Origin of the sequence: Streptomyces racemochromogenes (genome assembly GCF_039535215.1) — a bacterium.
GTDB classification, from domain to species: domain Bacteria; phylum Actinomycetota; class Actinomycetes; order Streptomycetales; family Streptomycetaceae; genus Streptomyces; species Streptomyces racemochromogenes.
On record NZ_BAAAWT010000001.1, the window covers coordinates 991,367 to 1,008,622 of the forward strand.

The 17,256-nt window shown below is 73.8% G+C and carries 16 protein-coding genes; 7 read left to right on the plus strand and 9 right to left on the minus strand.

Annotated features, from left to right (window positions below; translation table 11 throughout):
- Positions 1–22 precede the first annotated feature (22 nt).
- Both ABD973_RS04695 and ABD973_RS04700 read right to left on the minus strand, forming a co-directional pair.
- Entirely contained in the window at positions 23–1,165 is a 1,143-nt protein-coding gene (locus tag ABD973_RS04695; protein WP_125824251.1) for an acyl-CoA dehydrogenase family protein, read from the minus strand.
- 35 nt (positions 1,166–1,200) lie between these two features.
- Complete coding sequence (locus ABD973_RS04700; RefSeq protein WP_125823143.1) at positions 1,201–2,328, minus strand: CaiB/BaiF CoA transferase family protein; 1,128 nt, start codon at positions 2,326–2,328, stop codon at positions 1,201–1,203.
- A gap of 201 nt (positions 2,329–2,529) precedes the next feature.
- Between ABD973_RS04700 and ABD973_RS04705 the strand changes: the two genes are divergently transcribed.
- Positions 2,530–3,744: a saccharopine dehydrogenase family protein gene (locus tag ABD973_RS04705; RefSeq protein ID WP_345498693.1), complete on the plus strand. Its 1,215-nt coding sequence runs from the start codon at positions 2,530–2,532 to the stop codon at positions 3,742–3,744.
- 63 nt (positions 3,745–3,807) lie between these two features.
- Here the strand turns inward: ABD973_RS04705 and ABD973_RS04710 are convergent, their stop codons facing one another.
- Positions 3,808–5,154 carry a DUF6923 family protein gene (locus ABD973_RS04710; RefSeq protein WP_125823141.1) on the minus strand — a complete coding sequence of 449 codons (1,347 nt, stop codon included), beginning with the start codon at positions 5,152–5,154 and terminating at the stop codon, positions 3,808–3,810.
- Between the two features lie 168 nt (positions 5,155–5,322).
- On the minus strand, positions 5,323–6,012 hold the full coding sequence (locus ABD973_RS04715; protein WP_125604166.1) for an endonuclease V: 690 nt from the start codon (positions 6,010–6,012) through the stop codon (positions 5,323–5,325).
- A gap of 25 nt (positions 6,013–6,037) precedes the next feature.
- Here ABD973_RS04715 and ABD973_RS04720 point away from each other — a divergent pair, with 25 nt between their 5' ends.
- Entirely contained in the window at positions 6,038–6,334 is a 297-nt protein-coding gene (locus ABD973_RS04720; RefSeq protein WP_125823139.1) for a YciI family protein, read from the plus strand.
- Between the two features lie 375 nt (positions 6,335–6,709).
- Here the strand turns inward: ABD973_RS04720 and ABD973_RS04725 are convergent, their stop codons facing one another.
- Positions 6,710–7,798 carry a WD40/YVTN/BNR-like repeat-containing protein gene (locus ABD973_RS04725; RefSeq protein WP_345498698.1) on the minus strand — a complete coding sequence of 363 codons (1,089 nt, stop codon included), beginning with the start codon at positions 7,796–7,798 and terminating at the stop codon, positions 6,710–6,712.
- A 343-nt stretch (positions 7,799–8,141) separates the two neighbouring features.
- Between ABD973_RS04725 and ssgD the strand changes: the two genes are divergently transcribed.
- From ssgD to ABD973_RS04740, 3 genes are all read left to right on the plus strand, one after another.
- Positions 8,142–8,558: a spore wall synthesis regulator SsgD gene (gene ssgD, locus ABD973_RS04730; protein WP_007267557.1), complete on the plus strand. Its 417-nt coding sequence runs from the start codon at positions 8,142–8,144 to the stop codon at positions 8,556–8,558.
- Between the two features lie 195 nt (positions 8,559–8,753).
- Positions 8,754–10,397, plus strand: coding sequence for an ABC-F family ATP-binding cassette domain-containing protein (locus ABD973_RS04735; RefSeq protein ID WP_125823138.1), 1,644 nt, complete (start codon positions 8,754–8,756; stop codon positions 10,395–10,397).
- 241 nt (positions 10,398–10,638) lie between these two features.
- Entirely contained in the window at positions 10,639–11,610 is a 972-nt protein-coding gene (locus ABD973_RS04740; protein WP_125823137.1) for an acyl-ACP desaturase, read from the plus strand.
- An 82-nt stretch (positions 11,611–11,692) separates the two neighbouring features.
- Here the strand turns inward: ABD973_RS04740 and ABD973_RS04745 are convergent, their stop codons facing one another.
- Positions 11,693–11,938: a WhiB family transcriptional regulator gene (locus tag ABD973_RS04745; RefSeq protein ID WP_125604078.1), complete on the minus strand. Its 246-nt coding sequence runs from the start codon at positions 11,936–11,938 to the stop codon at positions 11,693–11,695.
- Between the two features lie 82 nt (positions 11,939–12,020).
- Here ABD973_RS04745 and ABD973_RS04750 point away from each other — a divergent pair, with 82 nt between their 5' ends.
- Complete coding sequence (locus tag ABD973_RS04750) at positions 12,021–12,512, plus strand: DUF6183 family protein (RefSeq protein WP_345498704.1); 492 nt, start codon at positions 12,021–12,023, stop codon at positions 12,510–12,512.
- Here the strand turns inward: ABD973_RS04750 and ABD973_RS04755 are convergent.
- Together ABD973_RS04755 and ligD are read right to left on the minus strand one after the other, a co-directional pair.
- Positions 12,509–13,009, minus strand: a complete 501-nt coding sequence (locus tag ABD973_RS04755) for an HAD domain-containing protein (RefSeq protein WP_345498706.1) — start codon at positions 13,007–13,009, stop codon at positions 12,509–12,511. The two genes, ABD973_RS04750 and ABD973_RS04755, sit on opposite strands and share 4 nt — an antisense overlap.
- Before the next feature lie 80 nt (positions 13,010–13,089).
- Positions 13,090–14,112: a non-homologous end-joining DNA ligase gene (ligD, locus tag ABD973_RS04760; RefSeq protein WP_345498708.1), complete on the minus strand. Its 1,023-nt coding sequence runs from the start codon at positions 14,110–14,112 to the stop codon at positions 13,090–13,092.
- Between the two features lie 75 nt (positions 14,113–14,187).
- On the opposite strand from ligD, the gene ABD973_RS04765 reads away from it, so the two are divergent.
- Positions 14,188–15,255, plus strand: coding sequence for an ATP-dependent DNA ligase (locus tag ABD973_RS04765; protein WP_125824249.1), 1,068 nt, complete (start codon positions 14,188–14,190; stop codon positions 15,253–15,255).
- A 64-nt stretch (positions 15,256–15,319) separates the two neighbouring features.
- On the opposite strand, the gene ABD973_RS04770 is transcribed toward ABD973_RS04765, so the two are convergent.
- Positions 15,320–17,242, minus strand: coding sequence for an NAD(P)-binding protein (locus ABD973_RS04770; RefSeq protein ID WP_345498711.1), 1,923 nt, complete (start codon positions 17,240–17,242; stop codon positions 15,320–15,322).
- Positions 17,243–17,256: the final 14 nt, after the last annotated feature.

Here is a 17,256-nt window from a genome sequence, read left to right on the forward strand (position 1 = left end):
GAGGGGGAGGTCGGGGGCGGAGTCAGCCGAGGAGGGAGCGGCCGATGATCTCTTTCATGATCTCGGTCGTGCCGCCGTAGATGGTCTGGATGCGGCCGTCGGTGAAGGCGCGCGCCACCCGGTATTCGGTCATGTAGCCGTAGCCGCCGTGCAGCTGGAGGCAGCGGTCGGCCACCCGCTTCTGGAGTTCGGTGGCCCACCACTTGGCCATCGAGGCGTGGACGTGGTCCAGTTCCCCGTTGGCGTGGTCGGTGATGCAGCGGTCCAGGAAGGTGCGGGTGACGGCGCACTCGGTGGCCATCTCGGCGATCTCGAACCGGATGTGCTGGAGCTTGGAGAGCGGCCGCCCGAAGGCCTCGCGTTCCTTGACGTACGTGGTGGTGATCTCCAGCAGGTGTTCGGCGGCGGTGATGGCGGCCATCGCGATGCCCATGCGCTCCTGCGCGAGGTTGGTCATCAGGTGGACGAAGGCCCCGTTCAGCTCGCCGAGGAGGTTCTCCTTGGGGACGCGTACGTCGTTGAAGAACAGCTCGGCGGTGTCCTGGGACTTCTGGCCGATCTTGTCGAGGTTGCGGCCGCGTTCGAATCCCTCGGCGCCGCGCTCGACGACCAGCAGGGACAGTCCGTGCGCCCCGCCCTCGGGGGTGGTCTTGGCGACGACGATGACCAGGTCGGCGAGGATGCCGTTGGAGATGAAGGTCTTGGAGCCGTTGAGCAGCCAGTGGTCGCCCCGGTCCTCGGCGGTGGTGCGGATCCCCTGGAGGTCGGAGCCGGCGCCGGGCTCGGTCATCGCGATCGCGGTGATGGTCTCGCCGGAGCAGAAGCCGGGCAGCCAGCGGCGCTTCTGCTCCTCGGTGCCCAGCGAGGTCAGGTAGGGGCCGATGATGTCGTTGTGCAGGCCGATCGCGAGTCCCGGGGCTCCGGCGCGGGTGAACTCCTCGGCGAGCACCGCCGCGTAGCGGAAGTCCGGGTTGCCTCCGCCGCCGTACTCCTCGGGGACGGCCAGGCCCAGCAGGCCCTGCCGGCCTGCGGCACGCCAGGCGTCCCGGCTGACGATGCCGTCCTTCTCCCACTGCTCGTAGTGCGGCAGCACCTCCTTGTTCAGGAAGGTGCGTACGGTCTCGCGGAACGCCTCGTGGTCGGCGTCGTAGATGCGGCGTCGCATCGGGGCCGCGCTCGTCGTACGGCTGGACAGTTCCATCAGGCCTCTTTCGGGAGCAGTGCCGGTACGCCCCAGTCGGCGGCCACGGAGCCGGTGTCCGCGCCGGGCAGGGCAGGGCCGGAGGCGACGCGGGTCGGGGTGGCGGAGAAGCGCGGGGCGGGGGCGGGCTGGAGGGTGCCGCCGAAGTCGGTGAAGGTGCCGCGTGCGGTGAGGTGGGGGTGGTGCGGGGCCTCGCGGAGCGAGAGGACGGGTGCCACGCAGGCGTCGGTGCCCTCGAAGACGGCCGTCCACTCCGCGCGCGTACGGGACTTGAAGCGCGCGGCGACGGCCTCGCGCAGCTCGCCCCAGCGGGCGAGGTCCTTGCGGGCGGGGGCCCGGTCGGCGATGCCGAGGAGCTCGGTGAAGGTGTCGTAGAACTGCTGCTCCAGAGCGCCGACGGCCATGTACTGGCCGTCGGAGGTCTCGTAGGTGCCGTAGAAGGGGCAGCCGCCGTCCAGGAGGTTGGCTCCGCGCCGGTCCTGCCAGCCGCCGGCCGCGACCATGCCGTGGATCATGGCGGTGAGGTGGGCGGTGCCGTCGACGATCGCGGCGTCCACGACCTGGCCGGCGCCCTCGGGGCCGCGGGCGTGGTGGAGGGCGGCGAGGATGCCGATGACGAGGTAGAGCGAGCCGCCCGCGTAGTCGCCGACGAGGTTGGCGGGGACCGCCGGGGGCTCGCCGGGGTTGCCGATCATGCCGAGTGCGCCGGTGACGGCGATGTACGCGATGTCGTGGCCGGCGGTGTGGGCGAGCGGGCCCTGCTGGCCCCAGCCGGTCATCCGGCCGTAGACCAGCCCGGGGTTGCGGGCGAGGCAGTCGTCCGGGCCGACGCCGAGCCGCTCGGCGACCCCGGGGCGGAAGCCCTCGATCAGCACGTCGGCGCGCTCGACCAGGTCCAGTACGAGGGCGGGGCCCTCGGGGGACTTCAGGTCGACCAGGACGGAACGCTTGTTGCGGTTGGTGACGTCGTGGGCCGGGTCGATCGCGAGCCCTCCGCCGCCCGGCCGGTCCACGCGTACGACGTCCGCGCCGAGGTCGGCGAGGACCATGGCGGCGAACGGGCCGGGACCGATGCCCGCCAGTTCGACGACGCGTACTCCCGCGAGCGGGCCTGCTGTCACTGCCATCGTGCCCCCGGCATCCTGGTGTACGGGTGGGTGGGTGTGCAGGTGTGTGACACAACCGATGTAACACCAGTGATGCTAGGAATGCTCCCCACTCAGCACAAGAGCAAGCGCTTAGCAGGTTTCCGCTGTGGCTCCTGCTCGCCCGGACCGTCGGTGTCAACGCTAACCTCAGCCACCCACACCAGCTGGGAGGAACGTTCCATGACCGAGCAGGTCCACAATGAGCCCGTCCGCGGCGGCCGTCCGGGGCGGGAGCTCGACCTCGTGCTCTACGGCGCCACCGGCTTCGTCGGGGCACTCACCGCCGAGTACCTCGCCGGGCACGCCCCCGTCGGCACCCGGTGGGCGCTGGCCGGGCGCGACCTCGGCAAGCTGGAGCGGCTGCGCGAGCGGCTGGCCGCCCTGAACCCGGACTGCGCGCGGCTGCCGCTGCTGCGGGCCGACGCGGGCGACCGGCGGGCGCTGCGCGAACTGGCCGCCCGTACCCGGGTGGTGGCCACCACGGTCGGGCCGTACGTCCATCACGGTGCGGAGCTGGTCGCGGCCTGCGCCGCGGAGGGCACCGACTACGCGGACCTCACCGGGGAGCCGGAGTTCGTGGACCGGATGTACGTCGAGCACGACGCGCGGGCCCGCGAGACGGGGGCGCGGCTCGTGCACGCGTGCGGGTTCGACTCGATCCCGGCCGACCTCGGGGCGTACTTCACGGTGGGCCTGCTGCCCTCGGGGGTGCCGCTGCGGGTGGACGGGTTCCTGCGGGCCGGGGCGCTCGCCTCCGGCGGTACCGTCGCCTCCGCCCTGACCGCGCTGGGCCGGGGGCCGCAGACCCTGGCGGCCGCGCGCGCCCGCCGGCTGCACGAGCCCCGGCTGCCGGGGCGCCGCGTACGCGGGCCCGTGGGCGTTCCGCGCTTCAGCCGGGAGACCGGGACCTGGGCGCTGCCGCTGCCCGTACTGGACCCGCGGATCGTGACCCGGTCGGCGGCCGTGCTGGAGCGGTACGGGCCGGACTTCCGCTACCGCCACTACGCCTCGGTGCGGCACCTGCCGGTCGCGGTGGGCCTGACGGCGGCGGTGGGCGCGACCGCGGCGCTGGTGCAGGTCCCGCCGGCCCGGCGGTGGCTGATGGGCCTGTGGGAGCCGGGCAACGGTCCGGACGCGGAGCGGCGCGCCCGCAGCTGGTTCACGGTCCGCTTCGTCGGCGAGGGCGGTGGCCAGCGCGTGTTCACCGAGGTGTCGGGCGGTGACCCGGGCTACGGGGAGACCGCGAAGATGCTGGCGGAGTCCGCGCTGTGCCTGGCCCACGACGCCCTCCCGGACCGCTCCGGGCAGCTGACGACGGCGGTGGCCATGGGTGACGCCCTGTCGGCCCGCCTCCAGAAGGCCGGCATCCGCTTCCGGGTGGCGGCGCAGCGGTAGGGGTTCGGCGGCGGGGCCCCGGGCGCTCGTCCCGGCCCGGTCCCCGCCGCCTCCCCCGGCCGGCTAACGCCCGCCGTGCCCGTCCCCGTGCTCCTTGTGCTCCTCGCGCTCCTTCTGCTCTTCCTCCCCGTCGCCGGCGGCCGGCTTGATCTTCGTGGACGCGAAGCCCGTGTTGTTCTTCTTGCGCGGGTCCTGGTCGTCACCGAAGACCGTGGCGGTGTTCGGCACGGCGGTCGGCTTGGTGACGTCCGCGGCGGTGCCGGACACCGTGATCTTCACGCGGCCGCCCTCGCGCAGCGGGCCGCCCGTGCAGGAGAGGAGGCCGTTGCTGATCTCGCAGCCCTCGGTGTCGGTGGCGGGGTCCAGGACCCTCGCGGGGAGGTCGTCGACCAGGGACCAGCCGGAGGAGGCGCCCTTGTGGTCGTTCTTCACCGTGATGTCGTAGGTGATCTCGTCGCCCGCCCTGACGACCTTGGGGCCGCGCTTGTGGACCGACAGGTCGGCGGAGGAGTCGAAGAAGCAGGAGGTGGCGTCGACGTTCGTCAGCGACTGCTCCGGCGTCGCCTGCCGCGACAGCACGGTGAACTTCGGGTTGGATCCGGCCGCGTTCTTCACGTGGACGCGGATGAGCTCTCCGGCGTTGCGGAAGAACCCGAGGTCGCCGTTTCCGTAGACGAAGACGCCGCCGAAGTCGGAACCGCCCGGCAGGACGCCGGGGAAGAAGTCCGCGCTCGCGTTCTCGACGTCGATCCGTACGATGGCGCCCGCCTCGGTCGCGCCCCAGAGGTACCCGTCGTGGAAGGCGATGTCGAAGATGTCGAGGGCGTCGGGAGCCAGGGCCGGGATGTCGATCGTCCGGACCACCCTGTTGTTCTTCACGTCGATCTGCTGGATCAGACCCGTGTTGTCGGCCAGGACGAAGTAGTTGCCCTCGTCGTCGAACGTGCCCGAGATGTAGAGGGCGGCCGGAAGGCCCTCGACCCCGTCCTCGTTCAGGACGTACTCGCCCTCGCCGTCGAAGCGGACCAGCTTGTTGGCCCCGTCGCCGAACGTGGTCCCGTACAGGAAGCGGTCGTCCGGGTTCACGCCGATGGCGTTGTAGAGGAAGGGCGTCGGCTCGCCCAGCTCCTTGAACCGGACCTTCCCGGGCCCCCGTTCGACGGTGTAGAGCTGGTCCGGATCGCCCTTGGAGAGGTAGACCTTCCCGTCGCACGCGACGGGGCTCCCGTCCGGGTGCTTCGGATCGGAGACCGCCGCGGAGCCCTTGGGGCCCGCTGGGGCCGCGGCGGCGCCGGCCGGAGCCGCCAGCGCGCCGGCCGCGAGCCCCGCGACGACGCCGAGCGCGCTCAGCGCGGCCACCGCCCGCCGCTGCCGCTTCCTCTGGCCCGCTCCGTTCGTACCTCTGCTCACGAATCTGCCCCTTCCGCCGCCAAGCGCAGCCGGGCTGCGCACCGTTGGTACCGCGCGTACCGGACAAAGACGAGCACAAAGGGCATTGGGCCGTACACGGAGGCTCGGGCTTCACCGGCCGAGTTCGCTCAAATGCACCAGGGGCGCGAACACACGGGCGAGCTCCGGTCACTGGAGGCCGTCGACGGCCTCCCGGAGGGCGCGACGGCACAGGGAGTCGGCGTGCCGGGTGGTCTCGGGGATGCGGAAGCGGGGGCTCAGCGCGAGGGCGTGGGCGCAGGCGTTGTCCAGGGAGACGCGGTGGCCGACGGAGACGTACACCGGTTTGATCCCGTGCTGGGTGCGCAGCGCCCGGCCGACGACGCCGCCGTCGGGCGCGAGCAGCGGGGAGGACTCGCCGCGCGGGGCGCCGGGCTCCTCGCAGGTGAAGGTGAAGGGGTTCTTCGCGACGCCCATGCTGGGCAGGCCCGTGACCACCCCGAGGTGGCAGGCCAGGCCGAAGCCGCGCGGGTGGGCGAGGCCGTAGCCGTCACAGACGACGAGGTCGGGGGTGACGGGGAGGGCCTCCAGGGCGGCGAGCACGGTCGGCAGCTCGCGGAAGGCGAGCAGTCCGGGCACGTAGGGGAAGCTGACGTTCCCGGCGGCGGTGGACTCGGCCACCACCTCCAGGGTGGCGGCGTCGAGGACCACGGCGGCGGCCGCGACCAGGTCCCGTTCGTCGTCGTAGGCCACGTCCACCCCGGCGATCAGCCCCTGGCCGGGCGGGGGGCCTACCTCGTCGAGCACGACGCGGCCACGCAGTTCGTCCTGTATCGCCCGGGCCTCGGCCTCGTCGGCGGGGGTCTTCACAGTCGTCATGGGGTGCGAGGGTAGCCTGACGATCATGTTCGTCATGGAGCTCAGCTACACCGCGCCCATCGAAGCCGTCGAAGAGCGGATGGACGCCCACCTCGCGTGGCTGGACGGGTACTACGCGTCCGGCGTCTTCCTCGCCTCCGGGCGCAAGGTCCCACGGGACGGCGGGGTGATCCTGGCCCGCGGGGTCTCGCGGGGCGAGATCGAGGAGATAGCGGCCGGGGACCCCTTCGTGGTGGCGGGCGTCTGCGCGTACCGGATCACGGAGTTCATCGCCACGAAGACCTCCGCGGCGCTGGCCGAGGCCCGCGAGACCCTGCCGTAGCCCTGGCCGGGCGGTCCGGGGCCCCGCCGCGCGGGGCCGTCCCGCGCCCGCCGGGCTGGACCGCCGCGCGGGGGCTGCCCTCTGCCGGTGTGTCGGCCGCTGCGCGGGGCCGTCCCCTACCCGCCCTTCCACCGTTCCCAGGGGCGCTGCCCCTGCCCCCGCGCCTCAAACGCCGGCGAGGCTGGAAGAACCGGGGCTCCGCCCCGGACCCCGTTGCGCTCGAACGCCGCGCGGGCTGGATTCGCGCAGCGAATTCCAGCCTCGCCGGCGTTTGAGGCGCGGGGGTCTGGGGGCGGAGCCCCCAGGGGGGCCGGGGCGCAGCCCCGGGGAACGGGCGAAGGGCGGGGCGGGGAGCAGCCCGCGCAGCGGGGCCGGCTAGTGGCGCTCCAGGCGGGCCACGCGGCCCTTTTCGCCTGCCGCCCAGCAGCCCCCGTCCGCCGCGCAGTCGACGGTGTCGAACGACCCCGCCTCCAGCGCCCGCCAGGTCCGCCCCGCGTCGGTGGTGACGTCCGTGCCCGTCGGGCCGACCGCGAGGGCGGTGCCGTGCCCGTACGGGTACCAGGCCGCGCCCGAACGGTAGGCCGGCGGCGGAACAGCCGCCTGGGTCCAGCCGCGGCCCCCGTCGGCGGAGCGAGCCGCCGCCCGCGGCGACGGCTGGCCGGTCCGGTAGTCGCCGCCGACCGCGAGGCCCGTCGTGCGGTCGCGGAAGGCCAGGGCGAACACCCCGCGCGCCGGGTCCCCGCCCGGGACGGTGGAGTCGGCGACCCGCCAGGTCAGGCCCCGGTCGGCGGAGTGCAGCACCCGTGCCGTCGGCCCCCCGCCGGTGGCCAGCCACACGTCCCGCGGCCCGGAGGCCGTCAGGCACTGCCCGCTCGCCGCGAAGGCGGCCTCGCCCGTCAGCGCCGGCGGCATCCCCGCGTCCGGGAGCACCCGCCAGCTGCGCCCGCCGTCATCGGTGGCCAGGAGACGGAACTTCCCGTCGACGGGGTCGCTCACCGCCAGACCGTGACGGGAGTCGAAGAAGGTCAGGCAGTCGTAGAAGGCACGCGGATCGGTGTTTCGGAAGGCCTCGGTCCAGGTCGCGCCGCCGTCCTCGGTGCGCAGGACCCGGGAGGCCTCGCCCTCGCCGATGGACAGGGCGACCGCGCGCCGCCCGTCGAAGGCCTCGATGTCGCGCAGTTCCAGCCCCTCGGCCACCGCGGCGGGCGGCGAGACGTCCCGCCAGCTGCGGCCGCCGTCCCCGGTGCGCAGCACCCGCCCCTTGGAGCCCGCGAGCCAGGCCGTGCCGCGGCTGACGGCGGCCAGGCCGCGGAAGCGGACGGCTTCGGCGCCCACCTGCCCGGTGTCCTTGACCGCCCAGCCGACTCCGCGTGAGCCCGGCGCCAGGTCCGCGCCGCCGCCAGCGCCGCTGTCCGCGCTCGCCGGCGCCACAGCGGTGGCGACCAGCAGAGCTGCCGCGCACATGCCAACTCCCAGAAGTCTCATGGCGCGGGAAGCTAACGCACCCCACGGACTCCGTCCAGGGTGCCTCCACCCGCCCCTCGGGCCCCTCCCGCATCCGCTTAGGCCTGCGGAGCGATCGAATACCGGACGTATTGAGATCGCCGCGCGGGGCCGTCGCCGTCTCCGCGCCCTTTGACCGCATGTCACCACCGCTCACTCTGTGCGATCGCACAGATGAGATCGCGCCAATCGGTGACACAGCTCACGTCATCCGCCATGCACGGATTTGCCGATTCCGGCGTCTATCCGGTTGCCGGGCTCCACCCCACAGCCCGACAGCAGATCCGCCGCAAGGGAGCGAGCCTTGATCACTGTCATCGAGCAGGCCGTGCAGGCCCGACTGATCGCCACCGCACCGAAGGTCGAGACCGTCCCCGTCACCCTCTGCTACGACCGCTCGGACCCCTTCGCCGTCCGCATGGCCTTCCCCGCCCTGGCCACGCTCGAAGGCGTGGAGGTGTCCTGGACCTTCGCCCGCGAGCTGCTGATGTCCGGGCTGCGCCATCCGTCGGGGTGCGGCGACGTGCGGGTGCGGCCGTACGACGGGGACCGGACCACGGTCGAGTTCCACGCGCCGGAGGGCGTGGCGATCGTGCTGATGACCACGGCCGAGCTCCAGCGGTTCCTCGAACGCACCTCCGCGCTCGTGCCCCCGGGCCTGGAACACCGCTATCTCGACATGGACCACAGTCTCGACGAGCTGATGCGCGGCTCCTGCTGACTAATTCGTTTGCGGGCGGCCCCGGCCGCCCGTAGCTTCGTGAAGGCCCTGCAGTCGCCGAAACGGAGTAGGACATTGCTCTTCTGAGGACCGAGACACCGACACCTTCGACCACCCGCCGCATCCTCGCGGACCCCGTGGCAGTCGGCCGTCTCACCACGTTGCACGCACCATCCACGCAACCTGGAGGCCTCCATGAGCCATGCCCCTGTTTTCGCCACCTGCACCGCCCTCTCCTTCGACTGGCCCGACGGCAGTCCGGTCTTCGACGGGTTCGACCTGACCGTCGGGCCCGGCCGGACCGGCCTGGTCGGCCTCAACGGGTGTGGGAAGTCCACCCTGTTGAAGCTCCTCGCCGGCGCCCTGACCCCGTCCTCGGGGCAGGTGTCGGTCGCCGGGACCGTCGGCTACCTCCCGCAGGACGCCACGCTCGACACCGCCCTGCGGGTGGACGAGGCGCTCGGCATCCGCACCGCCCGAGAGGCCCTGCACGCCATCGAGGCGGGTGAGGCCACCGAGTCCAACTTCACCGCCGTCGGCGACGACTGGGACGTGGAGGAGCGGGCACTCGCCGTCCTCGACCAGCTCGGCCTCGCCGGTATCGGCCTGGACCGGACCGTCGCCGAGCTGTCGGGCGGCCAGTGCGTCCTGCTGCGGCTGGCGGCGCTGCTGCTCGCCGGACCGGACGTACTGCTCCTCGACGAACCCACCAACAACCTGGACCTGCGGGCCCGGCGCCGCCTGTACGCGGCCGTCGAGTCCTGGTCCGGGGTGATGGTGCTGGTCAGCCACGACCGGGAGCTGCTGGAGCGGGTCGACCAGATCGCCGACCTGCGCGAGGGCGAAGTCCGCTGGTACGGCGGCAACTTCAGCGCATACGAGCGGCTGCTGGCGGCCGAGCAGGAGTCGGCCGAGCGGATGGTCCGGGTCGCCGAGGCCGACGTACAGCGCCAGAAGCGCGAACTGGCCGACGCCCAGGTCAAACTGGCCCGCCGCAAGCGGTACGGCCAGAAGATGAACGACAACAAGCGCGAGCCGAAGATCGTGATGGGGGCCCGCAAGCGCGCCGCCCAGGAGTCGGCGGGCAAGCACCGCATCATGCACGCCGAGAAGCTGGCGGACGCCAGGGAGCGGCTGGACCAGGCCGTCGAGGCGGTGCGCGACGACGCGGAGATCCGCGTCCGGCTGCCCGCCACCCAGGTCCCGCCAGGGCGCCGGGTGCTCACCCTGAGTGACCTGCGCCTCGCCCACGGCGGCGCGCGGGTCGCGGGCGAGTGGGAGGTGCGCGGCCCGGAGCGGATCGCGCTGGTCGGCGCGAACGGCTCGGGCAAGACGACCCTGCTGCGGACCGTCGCCGGCCTGCTGCCGCCCGCGTCCGGGGAGGCGGTGACCCACGTCCCCGCCCGTTTCCTGCCGCAGCGGCTGGACGTGCTGGACGACGAGCGGTCGGTGGTGGAGAACGTGGCACGGTTCGCCCCGCAGGCCACGAACAACGTGATCCGGGCGCGGCTCGCGCACTTCCTGTTCCGGGGCGCCCGGGCGGACCGGCCGGCCGGCACCCTGTCGGGCGGCGAACGCTTCCGGGCGACGCTGGCGGCGCTGCTGCTCGCGGAGCCGGCTCCGCAGTTGCTGATGCTGGACGAGCCGACGAACAACCTGGACCTGGCGAGCGTGCGGCAGCTCGGCGCGGCCCTGGAGTCCTACGAGGGCGCGCTCCTGGTGGCCAGCCACGACGTGCCGTTCCTGGAGTCGATCGGCATCACGCGCTGGCTGCTGCTCGACGGCGGCGTGCTGCGGGCCGCCTCCGCCGAGGAGGTCCGGGGGGCGACGGGGCGGTAGCGCCCGGGACGGGCCGGCCCCGGAGAAGGCGGTCCGCGCCGTCAAGGCGGCGTCGCGGACCACCTTCCGGCGTGATTCTCACGTCCGCGGAGCAGTCCGGCGCCGTCTCGAACTGCATGGATAACCGGATGTAGCCGGACAGACCGACGGGTGGGGCTTGGCGCTCCTTGATGTCGCGCTTAACCTACGATTCCGTAGGCTACGGAACCGTAGGTAATTCGCTTTGTCCCCAGGAGTACCCGTGACGATCACCTCTCCCCACCTCGGCAGCTCGGAGGCGTGGACCGACGCCAAGCTGCTGTACGCGCTGGAAGAGGTGGTCGAACAGGAGCTCAACCGCCATCTGAAGGTCACCAAGGACTGGATGCCCCACGAGTACGTGCCGTGGAGCGACGGCCGCAACTTCCCGGGCTTCTTCGAGGACGGCGAGGCCTGGGACCCCCAGCAGTCCAAGGTCACCGACATCGGCAAGATCGCCCTGGTCGTGAACCTGCTGACCGAGGACAACCTGCCCAGCTACCACCACGAGATCGCGACCCTTTTCGGCCGCAACGGCGCGTGGGGCACCTGGGTGCACCGCTGGACCGCCGAGGAGGGCCGCCACGGCATCGTGATGCGCGACTACCTGCTCGCCTCGCGCGCCGTGGACCCGGACAAGCTGGAAGCGTTCCGCATGCAGCACATGTCGGAGGGCTTCGAGTCGGACAACAGCCACTCGATGCTGCACTCGGTCGCCTACGTCGCCTTCCAGGAGCTGGCGACCCGCATCTCGCACCGCAACACCGGACACCAGTCCGGTGACCCGGTCTGCGACCGGATGCTCGCCCGCATCGCGCAGGACGAGAACCTGCACATGATCTTCTACCGCAACCTGCTTGCGGCGGCCTTCGAGATCGCCCCCGACCTGACGATGCAGGCCGTGCGGGACGTCGTCGTCAACTTCCGGATGCCCGGACACGGCATGCCCGGCTTCGAGCGGATGGCCGCGCAGATGGCGATCGGCGGGGTCTACAACCTGCGGATCCACCACGACGACGTACTGAGCCCCGTGATCCGCTTCCTCAAGATCATGGACATCGAGGACCTGGGTCCGGAGGGCCAGAAGGCCCAGGAGGAGCTGGGGCTCTTCATGAACGGCCTGGACAGCGAGGCCCGCAAGTTCGACGAGCGCCTCGCCGCGCGCGCCGCGCGCATGGCCGCCCGCAAGGGCTGAACCGCCACCCGGAACCCCCGGCCCCGCCGGGGGTTCCGCCGTGTCCGGCCGCGTCGGCCCGCCCTCCCGCTACGCCCTCCCGCTACGCCGTTCCGCCGCGCGGACGCAGGGCGGAGCGCTCCGCCTCCGACAGGCCGCCCCACACCCCGAAGCGCTCGTCGTTCGCGAGCGCGTACTCCAGGCACGCCGCCCTGCCCTCGCACGCCCCGCAGAGCCGCTTCGCGTCCTGGAGCGAGGACCCCGGCTCCGGGAAGAAGAAGCTCGGACCGGTCTGGGCGCACAGGGCCTGGTCGTACCAGGCGGGGGCGGCAATGGAGTTCATCGACATGCGCCGATCGTGGACGGGCGGGATGGACGTCCGATCAACACCTGATCAACAGCGGTGCTCGTGTCCGATGAGGGTGAAGATCATGGAAGACGTTCAGTTCGTCCGGGGCGAGCCGGAGCGGCGTGCCGCCGAGGGCGACGTCGCGTACCTCCGGGAACTGGGGGCGCGGCTCGCCGACGGGTACGAGGACGCCGCCCGGCGGGCGCGGACGTACCAGGAGCAGCTGGCGCACGCCGACGTCGGCGCCACGGCCCGCTTCGAGGTCGCGCTCACACCGTTGGACGACGTCTGGCAGCTGCTCTTCGCCTCCGCCTCGATGGGCGGGGTGTACGACCAGGGCGTGGGCGGAGCGTGGGGTCGGATGTGGGCATGGCGCTCGATGTCCGCCCTCAGCGGGGCCCCGGCCCTGGCCGACGCCGAGGAAGTGGAGCGTTGGGCCCGCGAGACCACCTGGTTCCGCTTCGAGGCCGACTCCGGCTGGTTCCACAACGAGACAGGCACCGACTTCGCCATCGCGGCCCTCTCCCCCGACCGCCGCCGCCTGGCCGTCCTCGCGGCGACGGACACCGACTAGGGGGTGTCCGCTCCGGGCCGGCCCAGCCAGCGGGCCAGTACGGCGAAGTCCGCGTCCGTCAGTCCCGTCCGGGGGTCGACGCGGTGCAGGAGCGCGGGGGCGGGGTGGTGGGCGGCGGCCCAGGCCCGGTCGGCGGGGGTGATCTCGTCGTCGGCCCAGACGAACGGCCGCTCGCCGGCCCGTTCCAGGAGGGTGCGGGTCTTCCAGTGCAGGCCGTCCCGGCCCTCGGCGTCGGAGGGCTCCGGCCACTCCACCACCGGCAGGCACGGCAGACCCAGGCGCGGGGAGAGCGTCTCGTTGGCCTCGTCCGCCCAGGTCGTCGCCCACACCAGCTCGCACGGCAGGGCCAGCAGCCGGGGCCCGAGACCGGGGTCGAGCCTGGCGAGCAGCGGATTGCCGGGCCCGGCGGCCGGGGGGTAGCCGGTTCCGCCGAAGGGGATCAGCGGGCCGTCCACGTCGAGGAAGAGCAGCGGGAGCGGGGCGGGAGCGACGTCCATGCCGCCAGGCTAGGCCCTGGCGCCCCGGGCGGGAGCAAGGGAGTCGCCCGCGCCCCGGGCCCCGGAAGCCGGGTTGGGTGTCAGTCGGCGGGCTTCGCGCGGCTCGGCTGGACGCGTTTCGGTTCGCCCGGCATCTTCGGGTAGTCCGGCGGGTACGGCATGTCGCCCAGGCCGTGGTCGTGTTCGTCGCGGGCCGCGAGTTCCAGGACGGTTTCCAGGCCGAAGGCGTGGTCGTCCATGTCGGCGTGCAGGTCGCCCAGTTCGGCGAAGCGTGCCGGCATCGTCACGATGTCGAAGTCGCGCGGTTCCGCGTCGTCCACCTCGTCCCAGCGCAGCGGCGCCGAGACCGGGGCGTGCGGGCGGGGGCGGACGGAGTAGGCCGAGGCGATGGTCCGGTCGCGGGCCGTCTGGTTGTAGTCGACGAAGATCCGCTCGCCGCGTTCCTCCTTCCACCAGGCCGTGGTGACCTTGCCCGGCATGCGGCGCTCCAGCTCCCGGCCCAGGGCGATGGCGCAGCGGCGGACCTCGGTGAAGGTCCAGCGCGGCGCGATCGGGACGAAGACGTGCAGGCCGCGACCGCCCGAGGTCTTGGGCCAGCCGCGCAGCCCCAGCTCGTCGAGCAGCGCCCGCAGTTCGTGCGCCGCCGCCACCGCGTGGTGGTAGTCGGTGCCGGGCTGCGGGTCGAGGTCGATGCGCAGTTCGTCCGGCCGGTCGGTGTCCTCGCGGCGCACCGGCCACGGGTGGAAGGTCAGGCAGCCCAGGTTGGCGGCCCACAGGACGGCGGCCGGCTCGGTCGGGCAGATCTCGTCGGCCGTGCGGCCGCTGGGGAAGGCGATGTGCGCGGTGGGGATCCAGTCGGGCAGGTTCTTCGGGGCGCGCTTCTGGAAGAAGGACTCCCCCTCCACTCCCTCCGGGTACCGCTCCAGGGTGGTGGGGCGGTCGCGCAGCGCGCGGGTGATCCCGTCGGCGACGGCCAGGTAGTACTCGGCGACGTCCCGCTTGGTGAGGCCGCGCTCCGGGAAGTACACCTTGTCCGGGCTGGACAGGCGTACCGCCCGTCCGCCCGCTTCGAGCTCGATCGCACCACCCGCGCTACCGCCCATGGGCGCCACGGTAGGCGGGTGCGGGCGGACGCGCACACCGAGCGGGCCCGGACGTACCACCGCAGAATCGAGGGCATGGACCTGCCGGTGATGCCGCCCGTGAAGCCGATGCTCGCCAAGTCGGTGAGCAGGATCCCGCCGGGCATGCAGTACGAGGCCAAGTGGGACGGCTTCCGGGCGATCGTGCACCGTGACGGGGCCGAGGTGGAGGTCGGCAGCCGTACCGGCAAGAGCCTGACCAGGTACTTCCCCGAGCTGGTGGCCGCGCTGAAGGAGAACCTGCCGGCCCGCTGCGTGGTCGACGGGGAGATCGTCGTCGTGCACGGCGGACGCCTCGACTTCGACCGTCTCAGCGAGCGGATCCACCCCGCCGCCTCCCGGGTGAAGCTGCTCGCCGGGACGACGCCGGCCAGCTTCGTCGCCTTCGACCTGCTCGCGCTCGGCGACGAGTCCCTCCTCGACACCCCGCTCGGCGAGCGCCGCAGCGCCCTCGTCCATTCGCTCTCCACCGCCCGGCCCCCCGTCCACCTCGCGCCCGCCACCACCGATCCCGGGCTCGCGCGGGAGTGGTTCGAGCGGTTCGAGGGCGCCGGGCTCGACGGGGTCGTCGCGAAACCCCTCGATCTTCCCTACCGGCCCGACGCCCGCCTCATGTTCAAGATCAAGCACGAGCGTACGGCCGATGTCGTCGTCGCGGGTTTCCGTTTCCACAAGAGCGGTCCGATCATCGGATCGCTGCTGCTCGGCCTGTACGACGACCACGGCGCCCTCCAGCACGTGGGCGTCTGCGCCGCCTTCCCGATGAAGCGCCGGGCCGAGCTCGTCGAGGAGCTCGAACCCCTGCGCATGCCGGACCCGGCCGGCCATCCCTGGGCCGCCTGGGCCGAGGAGGCGGCCCACGAGACCGCCCGGCTGCCGGGCGCGCAGAGCCGCTGGACGGGGAAGAAGGACCTGTCCTGGGTACCGCTGCGCCCGGAGCGGGTCTGCGAGGTGCGGTACGACCACATGGAGGGCGACCGCTTCCGGCACACCGCGCAGTTCGCGCGCTGGCGCCCCGACCGGACGCCGGAGAGCTGTACGTACGCCCAGCTGGAGGAGGTCGTCGGCTACGACCTGGCCGAGGTGCTGGGCGGCACGGGCTGAGCCGCCGCCCCGGCCCGCGGGCAACGGCCCGGCTGCGGTCGGCACGGGACCGGCCCCCGCCCCCTCACCCGGCCGCGCCCCGGGCCGGCCCGGGCACCGCTGCCTGGGCCTGGCCGGGGCCGGGAGCGGGGCCGGAGCCGATGGCCGTGCCGGGGCCGGTGCTGAGGCCCGTCCCCGTGCCGGGGCCGCACCCGGCGCTGGTGCCGAGGCCCGTGCCGGTGCTGGTGCCGGGACCGGGGCTGAGGCCCGTCCCGGTGCCGGGGCCGCACCCGGTGCTGGTGCCGAGGCCCGTGCCGGTGCTGGTGCCGGGACCGCTCCCGATGCTGGTGCCGGGGCCGGTGCCGCACCTGGTGTCGGGGCCGGGGCCGGTGTTGAGGCCGGGGCCGCATCCGGTGTTGAGGCCGGGGCTGGTGCTGAGGCCCGTGCCTGGGCCGCTCCCGGGGCCGCTCCCGGTGCCGGGGTTCGTGTCAGCGTCGGCCCCGGTGTGCGCGCCGCTGCGGGTGCCGGTGAGTTCCTCCCATTCCGCGCGGGCCGGGCCCACCGCGTTCGGCGTCCAGTCCGGCCGGGCCGCGAGCCAGCGGGCCACCCGCGCCCGGACCTCGGGGTCCGCGTAGGCGCGCTCGGGGGGCTCGGCCAGGTGGCGGACCCGGGCCCGGGCCCGCATCACCTCCGGGTCCTCCAGCGCGCACTCGAACAGCGCGGCCGCCTCCCGGGCCCGGCCCGCCCCGGCCCCGCCGGCCACGCCGCCGGCCCCCGCCGCGAGCCGCTCCCCGACCGCCGCGTCGGCCCCGACCTGGAGGTCGAACCACGGCTTCAGGGTGCGCAGCGCCCAGCCGTGGTAGGCGGCGGCGAAGCCGAAGGAGCCCGGGTCCTGGTGGGCCGTGCGCGCCACCCGGTCGGCGGCCCACAGCGCCAGCGAAGTCCCCTGCCCCAGGGTCGGGTTGGTGTGGGTGAGCGCGTCGCCGACCGGCACCATCCCGCCGGCCACCGGGCCCCGCCCGTCGGCGAGCGGGCTCCACCGGTTGTCCAGGCCCGCGGCCGCCAGCACCCCCGACAGCGGCTCGGCGCCCAGCCCGAGCCAGGCCGCGCCGGGCGGGAAGGCCCGCGCGGCGGCCTCGAACACGGCCGGGTCCCGCAGGGCGGCGCGGGTGGGGTCCCCGGTGTGCGCGAACACCGTGACGGCGAAGACCCGGTTGTCGGACGGGAAGACCGCGCAGCCCGCGAAGGCGCCGCCGGTCACGGTCCACGGCCGGCGCGGCCCCTCGTCCGTCCCGTCGGGGAGCCGGTACCAGCGGCAGAAGTACGCCAGCCCGGTGCGGTGCCGCTCGACGGGGGCCGGACGGCAGCCGGCGGCGGCCGCCAGGCCGGCGGAGCCGCTCCGCCGGCCGGCCGCGTCCACCACGAGGTCGCCCCGGTACGCGCCGCCCGGGGTGGTCACCCCGGTGACCCGGACCCACGGCACCGCGCCGGCCGGCCCGGCCACCCCGGGCCCGTCAACCCCCGCCGCCCTCCCGGCCTCCTCGCCCCCCTCACCCCCCTCACCCCCCTCGCCCCGCGTCAGGCCGACGACGGGCTCCCCGTACCGCACCACCACGCCCGGCTCCGCCCGCACGGCACCGGCCAGCGCGCTCTCCAGCACGATCCGCCGGGCCTGGATCATGACCAGGTCCTCGTCCCCCGGGCGCGCGGGCGGCCGCACCTCGAACCAGTCGAGCTCGTGCCGTTCGCGGGCGCCGAGCCGCAGCATCTCGGCGTGCACGTCGGGCAGTTCGGCGCGCAGCAGCCGGCGGGCGGCGCCGAGCAGGACGTGCGGCTGCGCCGCCTGCGGTACGCCCGGGCGGCGCCAGCCGAAGAAGTCCCGGTCGAGGGCGGTGCCCGGGGCGCGGGTGTCGCGTTCGAAGACCTCGGCGGTGTGCCCCCGGCGGGCCGCGAGGAGGGCGGTCGCGAGCCCGGCGACACCTCCGCCGATGACCAGCAGATGTGCCATGGCAACCCCCGACC